This window comes from Caulobacter sp. RHG1, assembly GCF_013181195.1.
In the GTDB taxonomy this organism is placed as follows: domain Bacteria; phylum Pseudomonadota; class Alphaproteobacteria; order Caulobacterales; family Caulobacteraceae; genus Caulobacter.
Genome location: NZ_SMZP01000004.1, coordinates 173,536 through 187,200, shown reverse-complemented (window position 1 = coordinate 187,200; position 13,665 = coordinate 173,536). Strand labels below are relative to the sequence as shown.

General features: G+C 70.2%; 16 protein-coding genes. 4 read left to right on the top strand and 12 right to left on the bottom strand.

Going from position 1 to position 13,665, the window contains the following annotated elements; genetic code table 11:
* Nucleotides 1-40: 40 nt before the first annotated feature.
* Nucleotides 41-274, top strand: coding sequence for a hypothetical protein (locus E1H18_RS11970; RefSeq protein WP_172268242.1), 234 nt, complete (start codon nt 41-43; stop codon nt 272-274).
* Entirely contained in the window at nt 275-910 is a 636-nt protein-coding gene (locus E1H18_RS11965) for a hypothetical protein (RefSeq protein ID WP_172268239.1), read from the top strand. It begins immediately after the preceding gene.
* 11 nt (nt 911-921) lie between these two features.
* On the opposite strand, the gene E1H18_RS11960 is transcribed toward E1H18_RS11965, so the two are convergent.
* From E1H18_RS11960 to E1H18_RS27120, 12 genes are read right to left on the bottom strand one after another with little or no spacing between them, the layout of a single operon-like run.
* Nucleotides 922-1,587 (bottom strand): hypothetical protein, encoded by a 666-nt coding sequence (locus tag E1H18_RS11960; RefSeq protein ID WP_172268236.1) that lies wholly within the window; start codon nt 1,585-1,587, stop codon nt 922-924.
* The gene (locus E1H18_RS11955; RefSeq protein WP_172268233.1) at nt 1,584-2,060 is read right to left on the bottom strand and encodes a hypothetical protein; all 477 of its coding nucleotides are present in this window, start codon (nt 2,058-2,060) and stop codon (nt 1,584-1,586) included. The genes E1H18_RS11960 and E1H18_RS11955 overlap by 4 nt, the downstream gene beginning before the upstream one ends.
* A complete protein-coding gene (locus E1H18_RS11950) occupies nt 2,057-3,376 on the bottom strand; it encodes a FliI/YscN family ATPase (protein ID WP_172268230.1) in 1,320 nt (439 codons plus the stop codon). Before E1H18_RS11950 ends, E1H18_RS11955 begins: the two co-directional genes overlap by 4 nt.
* Nucleotides 3,373-3,972: a FliH/SctL family protein gene (locus E1H18_RS11945; protein WP_172268227.1), complete on the bottom strand. Its 600-nt coding sequence runs from the start codon at nt 3,970-3,972 to the stop codon at nt 3,373-3,375. The genes E1H18_RS11950 and E1H18_RS11945 overlap by 4 nt, the downstream gene beginning before the upstream one ends.
* Complete coding sequence (locus E1H18_RS11940; RefSeq protein ID WP_172268224.1) at nt 3,969-4,493, bottom strand: hypothetical protein; 525 nt, start codon at nt 4,491-4,493, stop codon at nt 3,969-3,971. Before E1H18_RS11940 ends, E1H18_RS11945 begins: the two co-directional genes overlap by 4 nt.
* Nucleotides 4,490-5,230: a type III secretion system inner membrane ring lipoprotein SctJ gene (gene sctJ / locus E1H18_RS11935; protein WP_172268221.1), complete on the bottom strand. Its 741-nt coding sequence runs from the start codon at nt 5,228-5,230 to the stop codon at nt 4,490-4,492. The genes E1H18_RS11940 and sctJ overlap by 4 nt, the downstream gene beginning before the upstream one ends.
* Before the next feature lie 12 nt (nt 5,231-5,242).
* The gene (locus tag E1H18_RS11930; protein WP_172268218.1) at nt 5,243-5,635 is read right to left on the bottom strand and encodes a hypothetical protein; all 393 of its coding nucleotides are present in this window, start codon (nt 5,633-5,635) and stop codon (nt 5,243-5,245) included.
* A gap of 8 nt (nt 5,636-5,643) precedes the next feature.
* Complete coding sequence (locus tag E1H18_RS11925) at nt 5,644-5,964, bottom strand: hypothetical protein (protein ID WP_172268215.1); 321 nt, start codon at nt 5,962-5,964, stop codon at nt 5,644-5,646.
* 36 nt (nt 5,965-6,000) lie between these two features.
* Nucleotides 6,001-7,209: a hypothetical protein gene (locus E1H18_RS11920; protein ID WP_172268212.1), complete on the bottom strand. Its 1,209-nt coding sequence runs from the start codon at nt 7,207-7,209 to the stop codon at nt 6,001-6,003.
* A gap of 15 nt (nt 7,210-7,224) precedes the next feature.
* Nucleotides 7,225-9,114 carry a type III secretion system outer membrane ring subunit SctC gene (gene sctC / locus E1H18_RS11915; RefSeq protein WP_172268209.1) on the bottom strand — a complete coding sequence of 630 codons (1,890 nt, stop codon included), beginning with the start codon at nt 9,112-9,114 and terminating at the stop codon, nt 7,225-7,227.
* 15 nt (nt 9,115-9,129) lie between these two features.
* Nucleotides 9,130-11,133: a flagellar biosynthesis protein FlhA gene (locus E1H18_RS11910; protein WP_172268206.1), complete on the bottom strand. Its 2,004-nt coding sequence runs from the start codon at nt 11,131-11,133 to the stop codon at nt 9,130-9,132.
* A gap of 19 nt (nt 11,134-11,152) precedes the next feature.
* Nucleotides 11,153-11,632 (bottom strand): lytic transglycosylase domain-containing protein, encoded by a 480-nt coding sequence (locus E1H18_RS27120; RefSeq protein ID WP_206679059.1) that lies wholly within the window; start codon nt 11,630-11,632, stop codon nt 11,153-11,155.
* A 455-nt stretch (nt 11,633-12,087) separates the two neighbouring features.
* Here E1H18_RS27120 and E1H18_RS11900 point away from each other — a divergent pair, with 455 nt between their 5' ends.
* Nucleotides 12,088-13,254: a flagellar biosynthesis protein FlhB gene (locus E1H18_RS11900; protein ID WP_172268202.1), complete on the top strand. Its 1,167-nt coding sequence runs from the start codon at nt 12,088-12,090 to the stop codon at nt 13,252-13,254.
* Nucleotides 13,254-13,610: a flagellar biosynthetic protein FliO gene (gene fliO, locus E1H18_RS11895; RefSeq protein ID WP_172268200.1), complete on the top strand. Its 357-nt coding sequence runs from the start codon at nt 13,254-13,256 to the stop codon at nt 13,608-13,610. The genes E1H18_RS11900 and fliO overlap by 1 nt, the downstream gene beginning before the upstream one ends.
* The last annotated feature ends 55 nt before the right edge of the window (nt 13,611-13,665 follow it).

The following is a 13,665-nucleotide window of genomic DNA, read 5'->3' as shown; positions in this document are numbered from 1 at the left end:
TCGGCCCGATTTGCTTATCTAGGCTGTGAAGGAGACCGTCATGAGCACGATCCGCAACGACCTGCAGGGCCTGTCGTCCGCCTGGGCCGCGCGTCTCGACCTCGACACGGGCGCGTCGCGCCGCGGCGACTCCGAACCGTTCGGCGACTTCTCGGCGTTCAGCGCCTCGGAAGCCGGCGCGATCGACCTGGCCGCGTCTGGCCTGGGCGCCGACGAGGCCACCCGTACGGTCATCGACCGCTTGACCGAACTGCGACACGACGGCCTGTTCTAGGTGGCCGAGAGAGCCCTCAAAGCCGAACCCGACTGGCGAGGCGGCGCGGCGGCCCTGGCCGCCGGCCTTCAAGCCCAGACCACCCTCGACGGCCGTGTCGACGTGCTGGAGCGCGTCTGCGACGGCTTCGGCGAGGCGCTCTATCCCGGTTTCGCCAAGCTGCTGGCCGCCCTCGGTCATTTCGGCTCGCCGGCCGTCAAGGCGCTGGCCGCCGAAGCTCTGGCCCATGCGCTGATCACCGCTCGCCTGCCCTCGACCCGCGTACCGGCCTGGGGCGCCCTGCCCGGTCGTTTGGACACAGCCTCGCGGCCGGTGGGTCCGCTGGAATTCCTGTGCGTTTGGCTGGTGCGCGACGTCGCTCGAGAGCGGCTGGACGACGAGGCGTTCCGCGCCGCCGCGACCCTCATCCTGGATCTGGTCTCGGCCTCGCCCCGGGCCGCCGGCCTCTACGCCGACAAGCTGCTGATCGACATCGAGGACCCGGCCGAGGGCCTGCACGACGCCCGTAGCCGCCGGCTGGTCCAGACCCTGGCCGAACGCTGGCGGACCGGCGATGCGCCCGACCAGATCGCCGAGGCGGTGCTGCGCAGCGCCCGCGCCGATCGCGGCGACCGCTTCGGCCTGCCGGCGTTCTGAGGCCACAGCCCTCACGCCAGCGTCCCCGGGACCTTAGGGTCCAGGCCCTCGTCCCCGAGCGCCAGCCGCAGCTCCGACAGCGACAGCCCGCGGGCTTCCAGGCGACGGCGCAGGGCTTCCAGCGACTTGGTGACCTCCGGCGTCGCATCTGGCCGCGCGGCCAGGATCAACGACAGCGAGCCGTCGGCCCCGCGCTTGACGCCCAGGCCCACGACCGAGGCCTGTTCGATGAAGACGTTCAAGGTCTTGCCCTTATCGCCCATCGCCGCGGCCCAGGCCCGGTCCATGGTCGCCATCAGGGCGGTGACGTCGCCAGCCGTGCCGCCGGCGGTGGGAACGGGGATGGCCATTTCAGCTTGCGCGCCGCCCTGAGCCGTCGGCGCGAAGCCGGTGATCGCGCCGGTATCGCCGCTTTCGCTCTTGGCCGCCTGGGCCTGGGCCGGCGCGGGGCCGAATAGCGCCGACAGCCCCTCGCCTTCGCGCTCCTTTTCCTCGCGCTTGACGGCCTTGGGCTGGCTTTTCACCTGCTGGCGCTCGCGCGGTTCGGCGGCGCGCAGAAAGGCCGAGAAGTCGTCGCCGCCGCGCCAGTCGGGCGTGATCGGCGCATTGGACTGCCGGGGCGCGGGATTGGGCGTGCGCACGCGGTCGGCGCTGGTGTCGATGTCGCGTCCGGTCACCACGCGCGCCTCCTGGTCAGATCTTCGAGTTCGAGCTGTTCGCGCTCTTCGCGGTCGAGAAGACGCTGGACGCGGGCGCCCGAAAGCTGGTCGCGCGTGGCGTCGCGCCGACCCTCGGCCCGCATGACCACCGCGATGGCGTCAGCCAGGATCGCCCGGGCGGCGTCCAGGGTGTCGCGGGCGGCGTCGCGGTCACGCACGGCTTGGACCTTTGCGGCCGCCAGGGTCTCGCGTCGCGCTAGGCCGGCCTGGATGACGGCGGCCGAACCGCTCAGCTGCTCGGCGAACCAGACGTCGAGTTGCTGGGCCTCGTCCTCGGCGCTCACCACGGCCGCCTCGGCCCGCGCCAGCAAGCCAGCGGCGGTCGCCACCGCCTCCTGCGCCTGGGCGGCGGCCTGGCGAGCCAGGTCCAGCCGCCGCTCGCGCAGCTTCACCACCGGGGTCAGGGCTTCGATCTTGCGGGCGGGCGTCATGCGGCCAGGGCCTCCAGCGCGGCCCAGGCCTCGTCGAGGCTGACGCGGTCGTGGGGCGTCTGGCGCAGCAGGGCGTTGATGGCCGGCCACGCGGCGATAGCCTCGTCGGCCTGCGGATCGCCGCCGGGCTTGTACTCGCCGATGCGGAGCAGGAACTCGACCTCGGCATATTTGGCCATCCAGGCGCGAACCTTCATGGCGGCGGCCTGCCGGGCCGGGCTCACCAGGCGCGGATAGAGGCGGCTGAGGCTCGCGGGGATGTCGATAGCCGGATAGTGGCCGGCCTGGCCCAGCTTGCGCGACAGATAGATGTGGCCGTCCAGGATCGAGCGGACTTCCTCGCCGACCGGGTCGCCGCCGTCCTCGTCCTCGACCAGCACGGTGTAGAAGGCGGTGATCGCGCCACCGCCGGGCGCGGAACCGGCCCGTTCGAACAGGCGCGGCAGCTCGGCAAAGACCGACGGCGGAAAGCCCCGGCGCACGGCCGGCTCGCCGACCGACAGGCCGATCTCGCGCAGGGCGCGGGCGAAGCGGGTGACGCTGTCCATCTGCAGCATGACCTTGCGGCCCTGGCTGCGGAACCCCTCGGCGATGGCGGTGGCGATGTGGGCGGCCCGCACCCGCTCCATGGCCGGCCGGTCGGAGGTCGAGACGATGACCACCGAGCGGGCCAGCCCCTCCGGACCCAGGCTGTCGTCCAGGAACTCGCGCACCTCGCGACCGCGTTCGCCGATCAGGGCGATGACATTGACGTCCGAGCGGGCGTGGCGGGCGAACATGCCCAGCAAGGTCGACTTGCCGCCGCCGGCCATGGCGAACACCCCAACCCGTTGACCGACGCCGGTGGTCAGCATCGTGTCGACGGCCCGGACACCGGTGGCGAAGGTCGCGTCGATCGGCGGCCGCTGGAGGGGATTGGGCGCATCGGCAAAAACGGGGAACAGGCGCGAGGTCCCGACGATCGGCCCCAGGTCGTCGAGAGGATTGCCATGAGCGTCGATGACCCGGCCCAGCAGACCGTCGCCGACCGCGATCTCGCCGCGACTGGGACCGGCCACGACCTCGGCCTCGACCGACAAACCGTCCAGGCTAGCCATCGGGGTGAGGATCGCTGCGCCGTCCTGCAGGCCCACGACCTGGGCCTTGATCGCCGCGCCGCCGGCGGGGTCGAGGATCTCGCACTCCTGGCCGATGCGCACGTCCAGGCCGGTGGCGCGGATCGTGGTGCCGAAGGCCTGGGCCACGCGGCCGCGGCGCTCGACGGTGCGGGTGCGGCGCAGGGCGGCCTGCAGAAGGTCGGGCGTTTCCACGGTCATGCGGCGGCCTCGGTCTCGACCCGCGCGAACACCGCTTCCAGCGCCGCCAGCTGGACGTCCAGCCCGGCGCGGACATGGCCCGAGGGCGTGTCGATCAGGCACGCGTCGGGAGAAAGGCCCGGCTCGGCGGCAACCTCGACCCGCTCGTGGATCGGCCACAGCCGCGCGGACACCGCCCCCACCCGCTCGGCGGCCACGCGGACGCGGATCGGCTCCTGGGGCAGCAGGTCGCGCACGGCCCGTTCGGCCAGGGCGGCGAGCGTGGCGTCGGGGCCGAGATCGACGGCAATGCGGCGGACGATGTCCAGCGCCAGGGTCGCGGCCTGACCGCGCAGGCGGGCGCGCTCGGCGTCCAGCACGCGGTGCATCTCGGCCAGGGTCTCGGCGACGTGGCGAGCGGCCTGGTCCAGGCCCTCGGCGCGGCCAGCCTCGAAGCCTTCGGCGCGAGCATGGCGAGCGACGGCGTCGCGATGCGCCTCCAGGGTCTCGACCAGTTCGGCGGCGGTCTCCAGGCGCCCAACGTCCTTGGCCGGAATGACCGCCTGGTCGCTCAGCAGGGCCGCCGTCGGGGCGCTGGCCAGCAGGACGTAGCTCATGCGGAGGTCTCCTGGGTGGCCAGCCATTGCCGGGCCTGGGCCGCGGCGGCGCGGCCGGCGGCGGGGTCGATCGTGAGGTCGGCGCCGGGAAGCAGCGCAGCGAGGCGGCTGGCCAGGGCTGGTCCCTCTGCGTCTGCGCGCAGCGCGGCCGCGCCCAGAGCGGTCAGGGCCTCGGCGGTGTCGGGCAAGGTCTCGACCGCATCGATCTCGCCCAAGGCCGGCGCGGCCAGCAGGGCGTCGAGACGGTCGGCGCCAATCGTCTGGGCGAAGATCCGCAGCGCCTTGCCGTCGATGGTCCACCGCAGTTTCGGCGCACAGGCCGCGACGCCGGCCGCGCGGGCGAGATCCTGCCGCGCCGCCTCCGGCCACAGTACCCAGTCCGGCGCAGCGGCAATCTCGGCGAAGGCAAGCTGAGCCGGAGCATTGAGGCGCTCGGCCAGCCGCCGGGCCCGCGGCCCCAGGTCCGCGCCGCTCAGGGCGCGAGCCCGGGCGGCGATCTCGACGCGGCGAGCGGCGCTCATGGGATCGAGCTCCGCGTCGGCTGCAGAGTCAGCACCGGCTGCGGCGCCTTCTTCTTCATCCGCGAGGCGATGTAGAGCCCCACCCCGACGATCGCGGCCAGGATGGCCAGCAGCGGCGCGGTGAACGACTTGGCCGGGGTCGGCGGCGGTGCGGCCACCGGGCGGGCCGGGAACATCACCACCGTCACCCGGTCGTAGGGCAGGCCCTCGATCGAGTTGGTCACCAGGGCCTTGATCGAGCCGACCTGGCTGGAAAGGTCGACATCGGGGTTGTGACGGATGAATACCGAGGCCGAGGACGGCTTGGGCTCGTCGGCCAAGGGATCGGCCTCGGGCACGGCGATGTGCACCCGGGCCTGCACCACGCCGTCGATCGAGGAGACGGTTTGGCTCAGTTCCTGGCTGAGGCCGTACATCAGCCGCGCGCGCTGCTCCATCGGCGAGGAGACGAAGCCTTCCTTCTTGAAGACCTCGCCCAGGCTCTCGAACTTGTCGCGCGGATAGCCCTGGTCATGCAGCACGGCGATCGCGCGGGGGAAGTCGCCCGACTCGGTGCGCAGCGACCACAGCTTGCCGTCCTTCGACGCCTTGGAGGCTCCGACGCCGGCGCTCTGCAGCACCGCCACCATCTCGTTGGCCTCCCGTTCGGTGAGACCCCCGTAGAGCTCCTTCTCGGCGCACCCCGCCATCAGAAGGGCGACGGCGACGAGAACCCCGGCGATTACGCCTCTGCGCATGACCCGCGCTCCTTACGATTGTTGACGGAACAGCTGTTGCAGCCCGTCGGACGTGCGGTTGGCGATGTTGGAGGTCAGCTGGCAGCTGAACATGAACTCGTGGCAGCGCACGGTGAGACCGATCATCTCGCCGGGCGACACCGCCGCGCCCTTGGCCTCGGCGGCCTTGGCGTGTTCGGCCAGGCTGGAGGCCTGGCCGTTGACCACCTCCAGCTGCTGGAAGGCGCCCTTCATGGCCCCGCCCAGCGGCTCGGTTCCGTTGACCGGGACCGCGTTGCTGTAGGCGGCGTGCATGGCCCCCTGGAACTGGACCGCGTCGGTGATCGACGCCCCGTAGGGCGCCTGGGTGACCTGGAAGTCCGGCGGAACCAGAGCCCCGGCCGCGCTGGCGGCTTCGATGGACATGGCGGGCCTCAGTTCTTGCGGGCCATGGTCTCCAGCGCCCGGCCGACGCTGTCGACCGAGGTGGATTCCGAATTGGCCATGAAGTTCATCCGCAGGCTCTCGGCCGTCAGCATGGCCATGGTCGAGGGCTTGTCCTCGCCGCCGACGCTGATTTGGTCCGACAGCTCGGTGATGCGGGTGGCCTGGGCGTCCAGCGTTTGACCCCAAGCGTGGGCCATGGCCTCGAACCACGAACCCGGGCGGTTCTTGCTGTTGGAGCCGTTCAGGCCCGGCGCGATCGACAGCGAACCGAAGCCGCCGCTACCGAAGTTGTTGACGCTATCCGACATGACTTTTCTCCCGTGAAGCAGTGAGGGTTGGGTGGTTCAGAACATGAGCTGGGTGGTGCGGCCGTCCTTCTCGACGGTGACGCTCTGGCTGGCGACCTGGACGATCCGGTCGCCGGTGGGCAGGACCGAGCCGGTGAAGTAGCGGGCCCCGTCGGCCGTGGTGACGAAGCCGGCCTCGCCTGCGACGACCGAGACGACGCGCTTGCCGGGACCGTCCTCGAACAGCTTGCCGGCCTTGTCCTCGCCCGGACGGCGCTCGATCGTCAGGGCCCGCAGGCCGCGCACGTCGGTGCGCACGGTGCGCTCGATCTCGGCGACGCGTTCGGCGGACCCGGCGACCTCGACGCGGACGCCGGCCAGGCCCTCGGGCCGCGCCGCCGCCGGCAGGCCGCTGGCGCTGAAGACGTCCTCGACGCTCTTGGCCAAGCCTTCGCCGGTCACCACCTCGATCCGCGCCGGCAGGCGGCGGGTGTCGACGATCTGGTGCAGGCGCTCCTTGTCGCTTTCCCGCGCCAGCACCCCGCCGATCACCACCTTGCCCTCGGTAGGGCTGTCCTTGACGGCCAGGCGCGCAAAGCCATTCTGGCTCAGCATGTCGTGCACCCGGCCGGTGTCGGGGCGGCGAGCGTCCCACAGCGGCGCGTTGGCGGCGGCGTAGGTCACGCAGGCCAGGGCTCCGCCAAACACCAGGATCGAGGCGGCGTGCGGGGTCTTGCGGACCATCGCCCCGGCCCGTCCCAGGATCGAGCGCCAGCCGGCCAGCACGTCCAAGGCGCTGGACGCCATCGAGGCCGGCACGGGCTCCGCCTCGCCCTCATCGTCATTGACCGGACGCTGGCTGGCGCCCAGCAGGCGTTCGGCCTCGCTCCAGCGCGGGCTGTCGGGCGCGCCCACCGCCAGGGCGTTGTCGCCGATCATCAGCGGCAGATAGGCCGGCAGCATGGCATGGGCTGGCGCGGTCAGGGCGTGGCCGAGAAGTTCGATCTCGCCCGCCAGCACCTCGACCTCGGCCGAGGGCGAGGCCGGGGTCAGCCGCAGCCGAATACCTTTGGCGCTGGGATCGCGCAGGACGACGTCGCAGTCCAGGTCGTGGCCGATGGTCACCGTCTCGCCCAGGGCCAGCGGTGCCGCGGCGCCCTGGGCCCGGCCGGCCAGGACCTTCAGGATCAGGACCGGGCCAGCGTCGGCCAAGGGATCTTCGGCAGGATTGTCGTCGCGTTCGACGGCGGCGTTCTGGGCCAGCATGGGACGTCTCTCGCTTTAAGGATTGGGGATGGGCTGCATGGTCGCCGGGGGCGGCGGCGGAGGCGGGGGTGGCGGCGGCGCGACCGCGACGGGGGTCGAGCGGGTCTTGGTGGCCAGCGGCGGCGCGGGCGGCAGCGGCGCGTTCTCCACGCCCTGGACCGGCGCGTCGTAGCGCAGGCCGGCGGGGATCGCCCGCGGTTGCCCCACCGAGGCCAGGCGCGGCGTGATCAGGAACATCCGCTCGATGCGGCCGCTGCTGCGCGACTGCACCTTGAACAGGTTGCCCAGCACCGGAATGCCGCCCAGCACCGGGATCTTGCTGGTGTCGCGGGTGTCGGACTGCACGGTCAGGCCGCCCAGCAACATGCTCTGGCCCTCGGCGATCATCGCCTGGGTGTTCAGGGCGGCGCGGCGCACCACGGGGATGTTGTCGACGCGGTCATTGGTCAGCGAACCGTCCTCGATGCTGACCAGCATGCGGATGCGCGCGCCGTTCTCGTCGCGGGTCACGTGCGGGGTGACGCGCAGTGTGGTGCCAGCTGAAACGTTGAACAGGTCGACATCGCGCTCGCCCGCCAGGCGGACGTAGAAGTCGCGGCTGTTTTCGAACACCGCCTCGATATTCGACAGGGTCACGACCTGCGGGCGCGAGACGATCCGGGCGACGCCCTCGGTCTCCAGGGCGTTCAGGCGGGCGGCGAAGTAGTCGCCATTGCCGATGATGGTTGAGGCCACCAGGCCCGCCGCCGAGCGGGGCGAGGTCTGACCGCGGATCAGGCCGCCGTCTTCCAGACCTGCCGGCGCGTTGGGACCCCGGCCGAACTGGATGCCGCCGTTGCCGTCGTCGAAGCGCCAGTTGATGCCCAGGTCGCGGGCTCGGCCCGTGTCGATGTCGATGATCGCCGCCTCGATCTCCAGCAATTGCGGCTCGACGTCCAGGGCGCGGACCAGCTCTTCGTAGGCGGGCATGCGCTCGGCGATGTCGCGGACGATGATGGCGTTGAGGCGGCTGTCGGCCTGCACGCGCACCGGGTTCTGCGGCGAGAAGGCGCCGGTCTGCTCGGAGGCCAGCGGCAGGCCAAGAGTGCCATTGGCGTTTTGGGTCGCGTCGAAATAGGCGGGACCGGACGGGTTGGGCGTGCCCAACGTCGCCAGGCCCTGGCCGCGCAGCCCCTGCACCGCGGCCGGGATCGGGGTTTCGGTGCGGGCGCTGGAACCGGCGCGCTCCTTGGGATCGGTGCTGACCAGCGAGCGGATGATCGAGGCCACGCCCGGGATCTGCACCTGCTTGGCGCCGACGCTGAGGCTGACGTCCTCGGCCCAGCCGTAGCGCAGGTAGAACACCCGGTACTGCAAGGTCGGCGAGATGGCTTCGGCTTGCGCTCCGCCCCGCGCCAGATCGTCGATCTGCTGCAGGAAGCGTGGCGTGCCAGTGGCCACCAGCAGGTCGGAGGTGGTGCGCAGGGTGTCGCGATCATCCAGCAGGCCCAGCTGGCGAGCGCTGCGGTCGACCCGGCGCGCGGCCGAGCCCGACAGCGGGAAGCTGCGGTTGGAGATCTGGGCGGCAGTGTAAACGTGCACCGCCGAGCCGTCGTAGTAGGTGATCAGGTCGAAGGCCTTGGAGACGTCCGCCTGGATCTTGCCGGCCGGGCCGCGGAACAGGCCGTTGATGGTGCCGGTGACGCCGGGCGAGACCGAAACCGGCACGCCCAGCTGGCTGTAGAAGGCTTGCAGGAACTGGCCGATCGGCTGTTCCCGCGCGGTCAGGTCGACGGTGCGCGCACCGACCGGCGGCTCGCCCGCCTGCACGGTGGGAGCGGCCAGCAGGACGCCGAACCAAGCCGCTGCGGCGAGCATGCCGCTACGGAAGGGAGACTTCGAGAGGTAGTCGCGACGTTCGGTCATTCGTTCTCCAGGCGCTCAGGCGGCGGCGGGGGCGGCTTGGGAAGGACCGTCGCTTTCGACGACGGTTAGGGTCTGGGTCGGCAGGGCCACGCGGCCGGCGACCTCGAGCTTCAGGCTGGGCAGCAGTTCGTGGAACGACAGGACGGCCAGGTCGAACAGCTCGGGCTCGATCAGCTTGCGCACGTGCCGGCGCAGGTCGATCGCGGTCAGCAGCACCATCGTTTCGGCGTTCGTGGCCATGACGGTGATGGCGTCGATGATGCGACGAGCGACTTCGGGATCCAGGGCCAGTTGCTGGCCCGTGCCGCCGGTGCGGACGGCGTCGCGGATCTGCTGCTCCAAGGCCGGCTCCAGCACCATGGCGCGCAGGCGACCGTCGGGAGCGTAGCGGTGGCAGATCTGCCGCCGCAGGGCGACACGGGCGAACTCGGTCAGCGAGAACGGGTCCTTCTCGCGCTGGCCGGCGTCGGCCAGGGATTCGAGCACGTCGCGCATGTTGCGCAGCGGGATCTCTTCCTCGACCAGGCGGCGCAGCACCTCGGCGATGCGAGCCAGCGGCAGGGCGCGGGCGGCTTCCTTGACCACCTCGGGATAGTCGGCGCCGGCGCGAGTCAGGAGGTTGCTGGCCTCCTGCACCCCAACGAACAGGCCGGCGTTGCGGCGAAGGCTCTGGCCGACGGCTTCGCGCAGTTCGTTGATCTCGCCAGGATCGACCCAGGTCCCCTCGCCGATCGGCGCTTCGAAGGCCAGGAGGCGCCAGCGGGTCTCGCCGGTCTCGGCGCCGTAGTGAACCGAGGCCTTGGGCAGGGCGACGCCCAGGCGCAACTCGAAGGCGTCCAGCACATCCTCCAGGGTCCGGATGACCTCGGCGGTGTTGCGCACGCGGGCGCCGGCGCCGTCCAGCTCCAGCAGCAGCGGCACCATAGGCTGGGCCTCCAGCGCGCGAGTGTGGGCGATGGCCGGGACGTCTTCGCGCGCGACCTGGCCGCGCAGGCCGGCGACGCGCTGGGTGATGACGCCCCGCATCTTCACGTCCAGCAGCGCGCCGGTGACCAGGGCCACGCCGCCCAGGATCAGGAACACCGCGACGGGGAAGCCGGGCACCAGAGCCAACAGCCAGCAGATCGCGCCGGCCACCAGGAACACCCGCGGCTTGGCGGCGAACTGCGCGCGGACCGCTTCGCCCAGGTGGCCGTCGTTCTCTTCGTCGGTGGTGCGGGTGACCAGAAGGCCGGCGGCCATCGCGCCCAGCAGGGCCGGGATCTGGGTGACCATGCCGTCGCCAATGGTCAGGATCGAGTACTTGTGGATGGCGGTGCCGAAATCGAGGCCCTGCTGCAACATGCCCACGGCCAGGCCGCCCAGCAGGTTGATGACCACGATGATGATGCCGGCGACCGCGTCGCCTTTGACGAACTTCATCGCGCCGTCGAGGCTGCCGTGCAGCTTGCTTTCCATCTCCAGCGTGCGGCGGCGGCGGCGGGCCTCGTCCTTGTCGATCAGGCCCGAGCGCAGGTCGCTGTCGATCGACAGCTGCTTGCCGGGCATGGCGTCCAGGCTGAAGCGGGCGGCCACCTCGGCCACGCGCTCGGCGCCCTTGGCGATGACGATGAACTGCACGACGGTGATGATCAGGAAGACCACCAGCCCGACCACCAGATTGCCGCCGGCGACCATCACCCCGAAGGTGTCGATGATGTGCCCGGCATGACCTTCCAGCAGGATCAGCCGGGTCGTGGCGATCGACAGGGCCAGGCGGTACAGGGTCGTGATCAGCAGAAGACTGGGAAAGACCGAGAACTCGGTGATGGTCGAGATGTAGATCGACACCAGCAGCAGCATGACGCCGAAGCAGATGTTGACCGCCACCAGGGCGTCCAGCGCCAGGGCCGGCAGCGGCAGGATCATCAGCCCGACGATCGCCACCACCCCGCCGACCAGGAACAGGTCGCTGAAGCGGGACGCAAGGCCGCGGGCCGGCGCGACGCGGGCGCGCTTGAGATAGGTCTCGACGCTCATCGGGGGCTCCGCGGCCGGCTCACCAGGATCCCGCGGCGCGCAGGCCCCGGTAACGGTCCATGACGCTGACGACGTAGCCCTGCGTCTCGCGATAGGGTGGGATCTTGCGGCCGTACTTCATGACGGCCCCTTCGCCGGCGTTGTAGGCCGCCAGCACGAGATCCAGATTGTTGCCGAAGCGGCGCTGCAGGGTCTTCAGATAGGCGGCCCCGGTGCGCAGATTGGTCAGCGGGTCGTCCAGCTCGACCAGCGGATCGCCGACCCCCATCTGCTTGGCCGTGGCCGGCATTACCTGCATCAGGCCGCGCGCGCCCTTGGGCGAAACCGCCCTGGCGTTGCCGCGCGATTCCACGTGCATGACGGCCGCCAGGAAGCCCGGATCGATGTTGAAATCGCGCCCGACGGTGGCGATGTGATCGGCGTAGCTGACGCGCCCCGGCGCCTTGAACGCCACCGGCTCGGTCGTCACGGCCGGCGCATAGCGTCCCGCTGAAATCACCTTGGTGACATCGCCCGACTCGTAGAGGCGGAGCTGTTCAGAGCCGACTTGCGACTTTGTTTCAGCGCTGCAATCGGCCAACGCCAAAGAGAATTTTTCGTTCAGCGGTTGAGTTGAGCTGAACTTCAGACCACTGAAAGTCTCACATTCATATGCAAAACCAAAAGATGGCGGAAACAAGATTACGCAATACGCTGACACACTAAGGCACAACTTGCGCATTAACTCGTCCCTATGTTATGCGCCCAGCCCTTTTCCCCAGCCTTGATAAGTCCTAACTTTCGAGTATCAATCCTGTCAACAGCTCAAGTAAGACTTTTTAAACGGTCCTTATACTGACACATCACAGGAAATACTATGGTAGAGCTTGAAACTTCACCATGGAAACACTTTGAAATTCGGACAGATAAGCTCGCGCAAAACGATAGCCTCGACCACTTCGGGCAGGGCTGACGATGGCCGAAAAGAATGACTCCGGTGACCGGACCGAGAAGCCGACCCCCAAGCGCCTGTCCGACGCCCGCAAGAAAGGCGACGTGGCCAAGAGCAAGGACCTGTCGTCCACGGTCACGCTGGGCGCCTGGCTGCTGGTCGGGCTGTGCCTGGGGACGTTCGGGCTGCAGCGGATCAGCGCCCTGTTCGACTCGGTGCTGACCCTGACCGATCGCCCGTTCCGGGAGGCCTACGGCATCGCCGGCATGGCCGCCTTCCAGGCGCTGCTGCTGCTGACGGCGGTGACCTTCCTGCCGGTGGCCATCGTCGGCTCCGTCGCCGAGTTCCTGCAGGTCGGGCCGGTGTTCACGCTCGAGAAGATGACCCCCAAGCTGTCGCACATGAACCCAGGCGAAGGGCTGAAGCGCATGGTCAACATGGACAACTTGGTCGAGACGGCCAAGTCGCTGGCCAAGACCCTGCTGCTGCTGCTGATCTGCTGGCTGGTGATCGCTGGCGACTTCTCGCAGCTGACCCGTCTGCCGGCCAACGAACCGCGCGACGTGCTGCACGCTCTGAGCGGGGCGACCTTCAAGCTGACGGCCGCCGCCGTCGCGGCCTTCCTGCTCGTCTCGGCTCTGGACCTCGTCTACCAAAAACATAGCTTCATCAAGAAGATGAAGATGAGCCGGCGCGACATCAAGCAGGAGATGAAGGACGCCGAAGGCGACCCGCATGTCCGCTCGCAGCGCCGCCAGATGCACCAGGAATGGTCGCAGCAGAGCGCCACCCAGGCGGCCCGCGACGCCTCGGTGCTGGTGGTCAATCCCACCCACATCGCCTGCGCCCTGGCCTATGATCCCAGCCAGCACGCCGCCCCCGTTCTGCTGGGCAAGGGCGAGGGCCTGGTCGCCGCCGCCATGCGCGAAGCCGCGGAAGCGGAAGGCGTGCCGATCATCCGCAATGTCGAGCTGGCCCGCGCGCTGCGCGACAAGGCCGACATCGACGACATCGTGCCCCAGGACCTGTTCGCCGCCGTCGCCGAGGTGATCCTGTGGGCCCGCCGCATGCGCGAGGCGCCCGCCGAAGACGCCGACGCGGCCGAACCCACCGGCAAGGAAGACCCACCCGCCGGCCCCACCCATCCCGCCCCGCCGGAAATCGCCTTCCGGCCCGACAAGGAGACCTGATGACCGCCCTTTCCGCCCTGCTCGACCTGGTGACCGTCGGCATCGCCCTGGCCATCGTCCTGGCCCTGGCCTTCTTCTCGCTGAAGCTGCTCAAGCGCGCCCAGGCCGGCAAGCCTGGGGCCGGCGACGAGATCCGCTACGTCCGCGCCCTGCCCGTCGGCCCGCGCGAGCGACTGACGCTGGTCGAGTACCGCGACGAGGTCCTGCTGCTGGGCGTCACCGCCGGCCAGATCACCGTCATCGACCGCCGCCCTCGTCCGCCCGAAGAGGCCCCGACCGAAGCGCCCGCCGCGCCGCTGGGTCCGCTGCCGCCCAATGTCCGCCGCTTTCTAGGGAAAACCCTAGCTAGGGAATGACCCAACTTATGACGCCGCCGCCGAGGTGGTTGTTTGATCCCGCCGGGCAACGGAG

Coding starts and splice junctions, on each gene's coding strand:
- E1H18_RS11970 (WP_172268242.1), top strand. CDS start 41: ATGAGCACGATCCGCAACGACCTGCAGGGCCTGTCGTCCGCCTGGGCC.
- E1H18_RS11955 (WP_172268233.1), bottom strand. CDS start 2,060: ATGACGCCCGCCCGCAAGATCGAAGCCCTGACCCCGGTGGTGAAGCTG.
- E1H18_RS11950 (WP_172268230.1), bottom strand. CDS start 3,376: ATGACCGTGGAAACGCCCGACCTTCTGCAGGCCGCCCTGCGCCGCACC.
- E1H18_RS11945 (WP_172268227.1), bottom strand. CDS start 3,972: ATGAGCTACGTCCTGCTGGCCAGCGCCCCGACGGCGGCCCTGCTGAGC.
- E1H18_RS11940 (WP_172268224.1), bottom strand. CDS start 4,493: ATGAGCGCCGCTCGCCGCGTCGAGATCGCCGCCCGGGCTCGCGCCCTG.
- sctJ (WP_172268221.1), bottom strand. CDS start 5,230: ATGCGCAGAGGCGTAATCGCCGGGGTTCTCGTCGCCGTCGCCCTTCTG.
- E1H18_RS11930 (WP_172268218.1), bottom strand. CDS start 5,635: ATGTCCATCGAAGCCGCCAGCGCGGCCGGGGCTCTGGTTCCGCCGGAC.
- E1H18_RS11925 (WP_172268215.1), bottom strand. CDS start 5,964: ATGTCGGATAGCGTCAACAACTTCGGTAGCGGCGGCTTCGGTTCGCTG.
- E1H18_RS11920 (WP_172268212.1), bottom strand. CDS start 7,209: ATGCTGGCCCAGAACGCCGCCGTCGAACGCGACGACAATCCTGCCGAA.
- sctC (WP_172268209.1), bottom strand. CDS start 9,114: ATGACCGAACGTCGCGACTACCTCTCGAAGTCTCCCTTCCGTAGCGGC.
- E1H18_RS11910 (WP_172268206.1), bottom strand. CDS start 11,133: ATGAGCGTCGAGACCTATCTCAAGCGCGCCCGCGTCGCGCCGGCCCGC.
- E1H18_RS11900 (WP_172268202.1), top strand. CDS start 12,088: ATGGCCGAAAAGAATGACTCCGGTGACCGGACCGAGAAGCCGACCCCC.
- fliO (WP_172268200.1), top strand. CDS start 13,254: ATGACCGCCCTTTCCGCCCTGCTCGACCTGGTGACCGTCGGCATCGCC.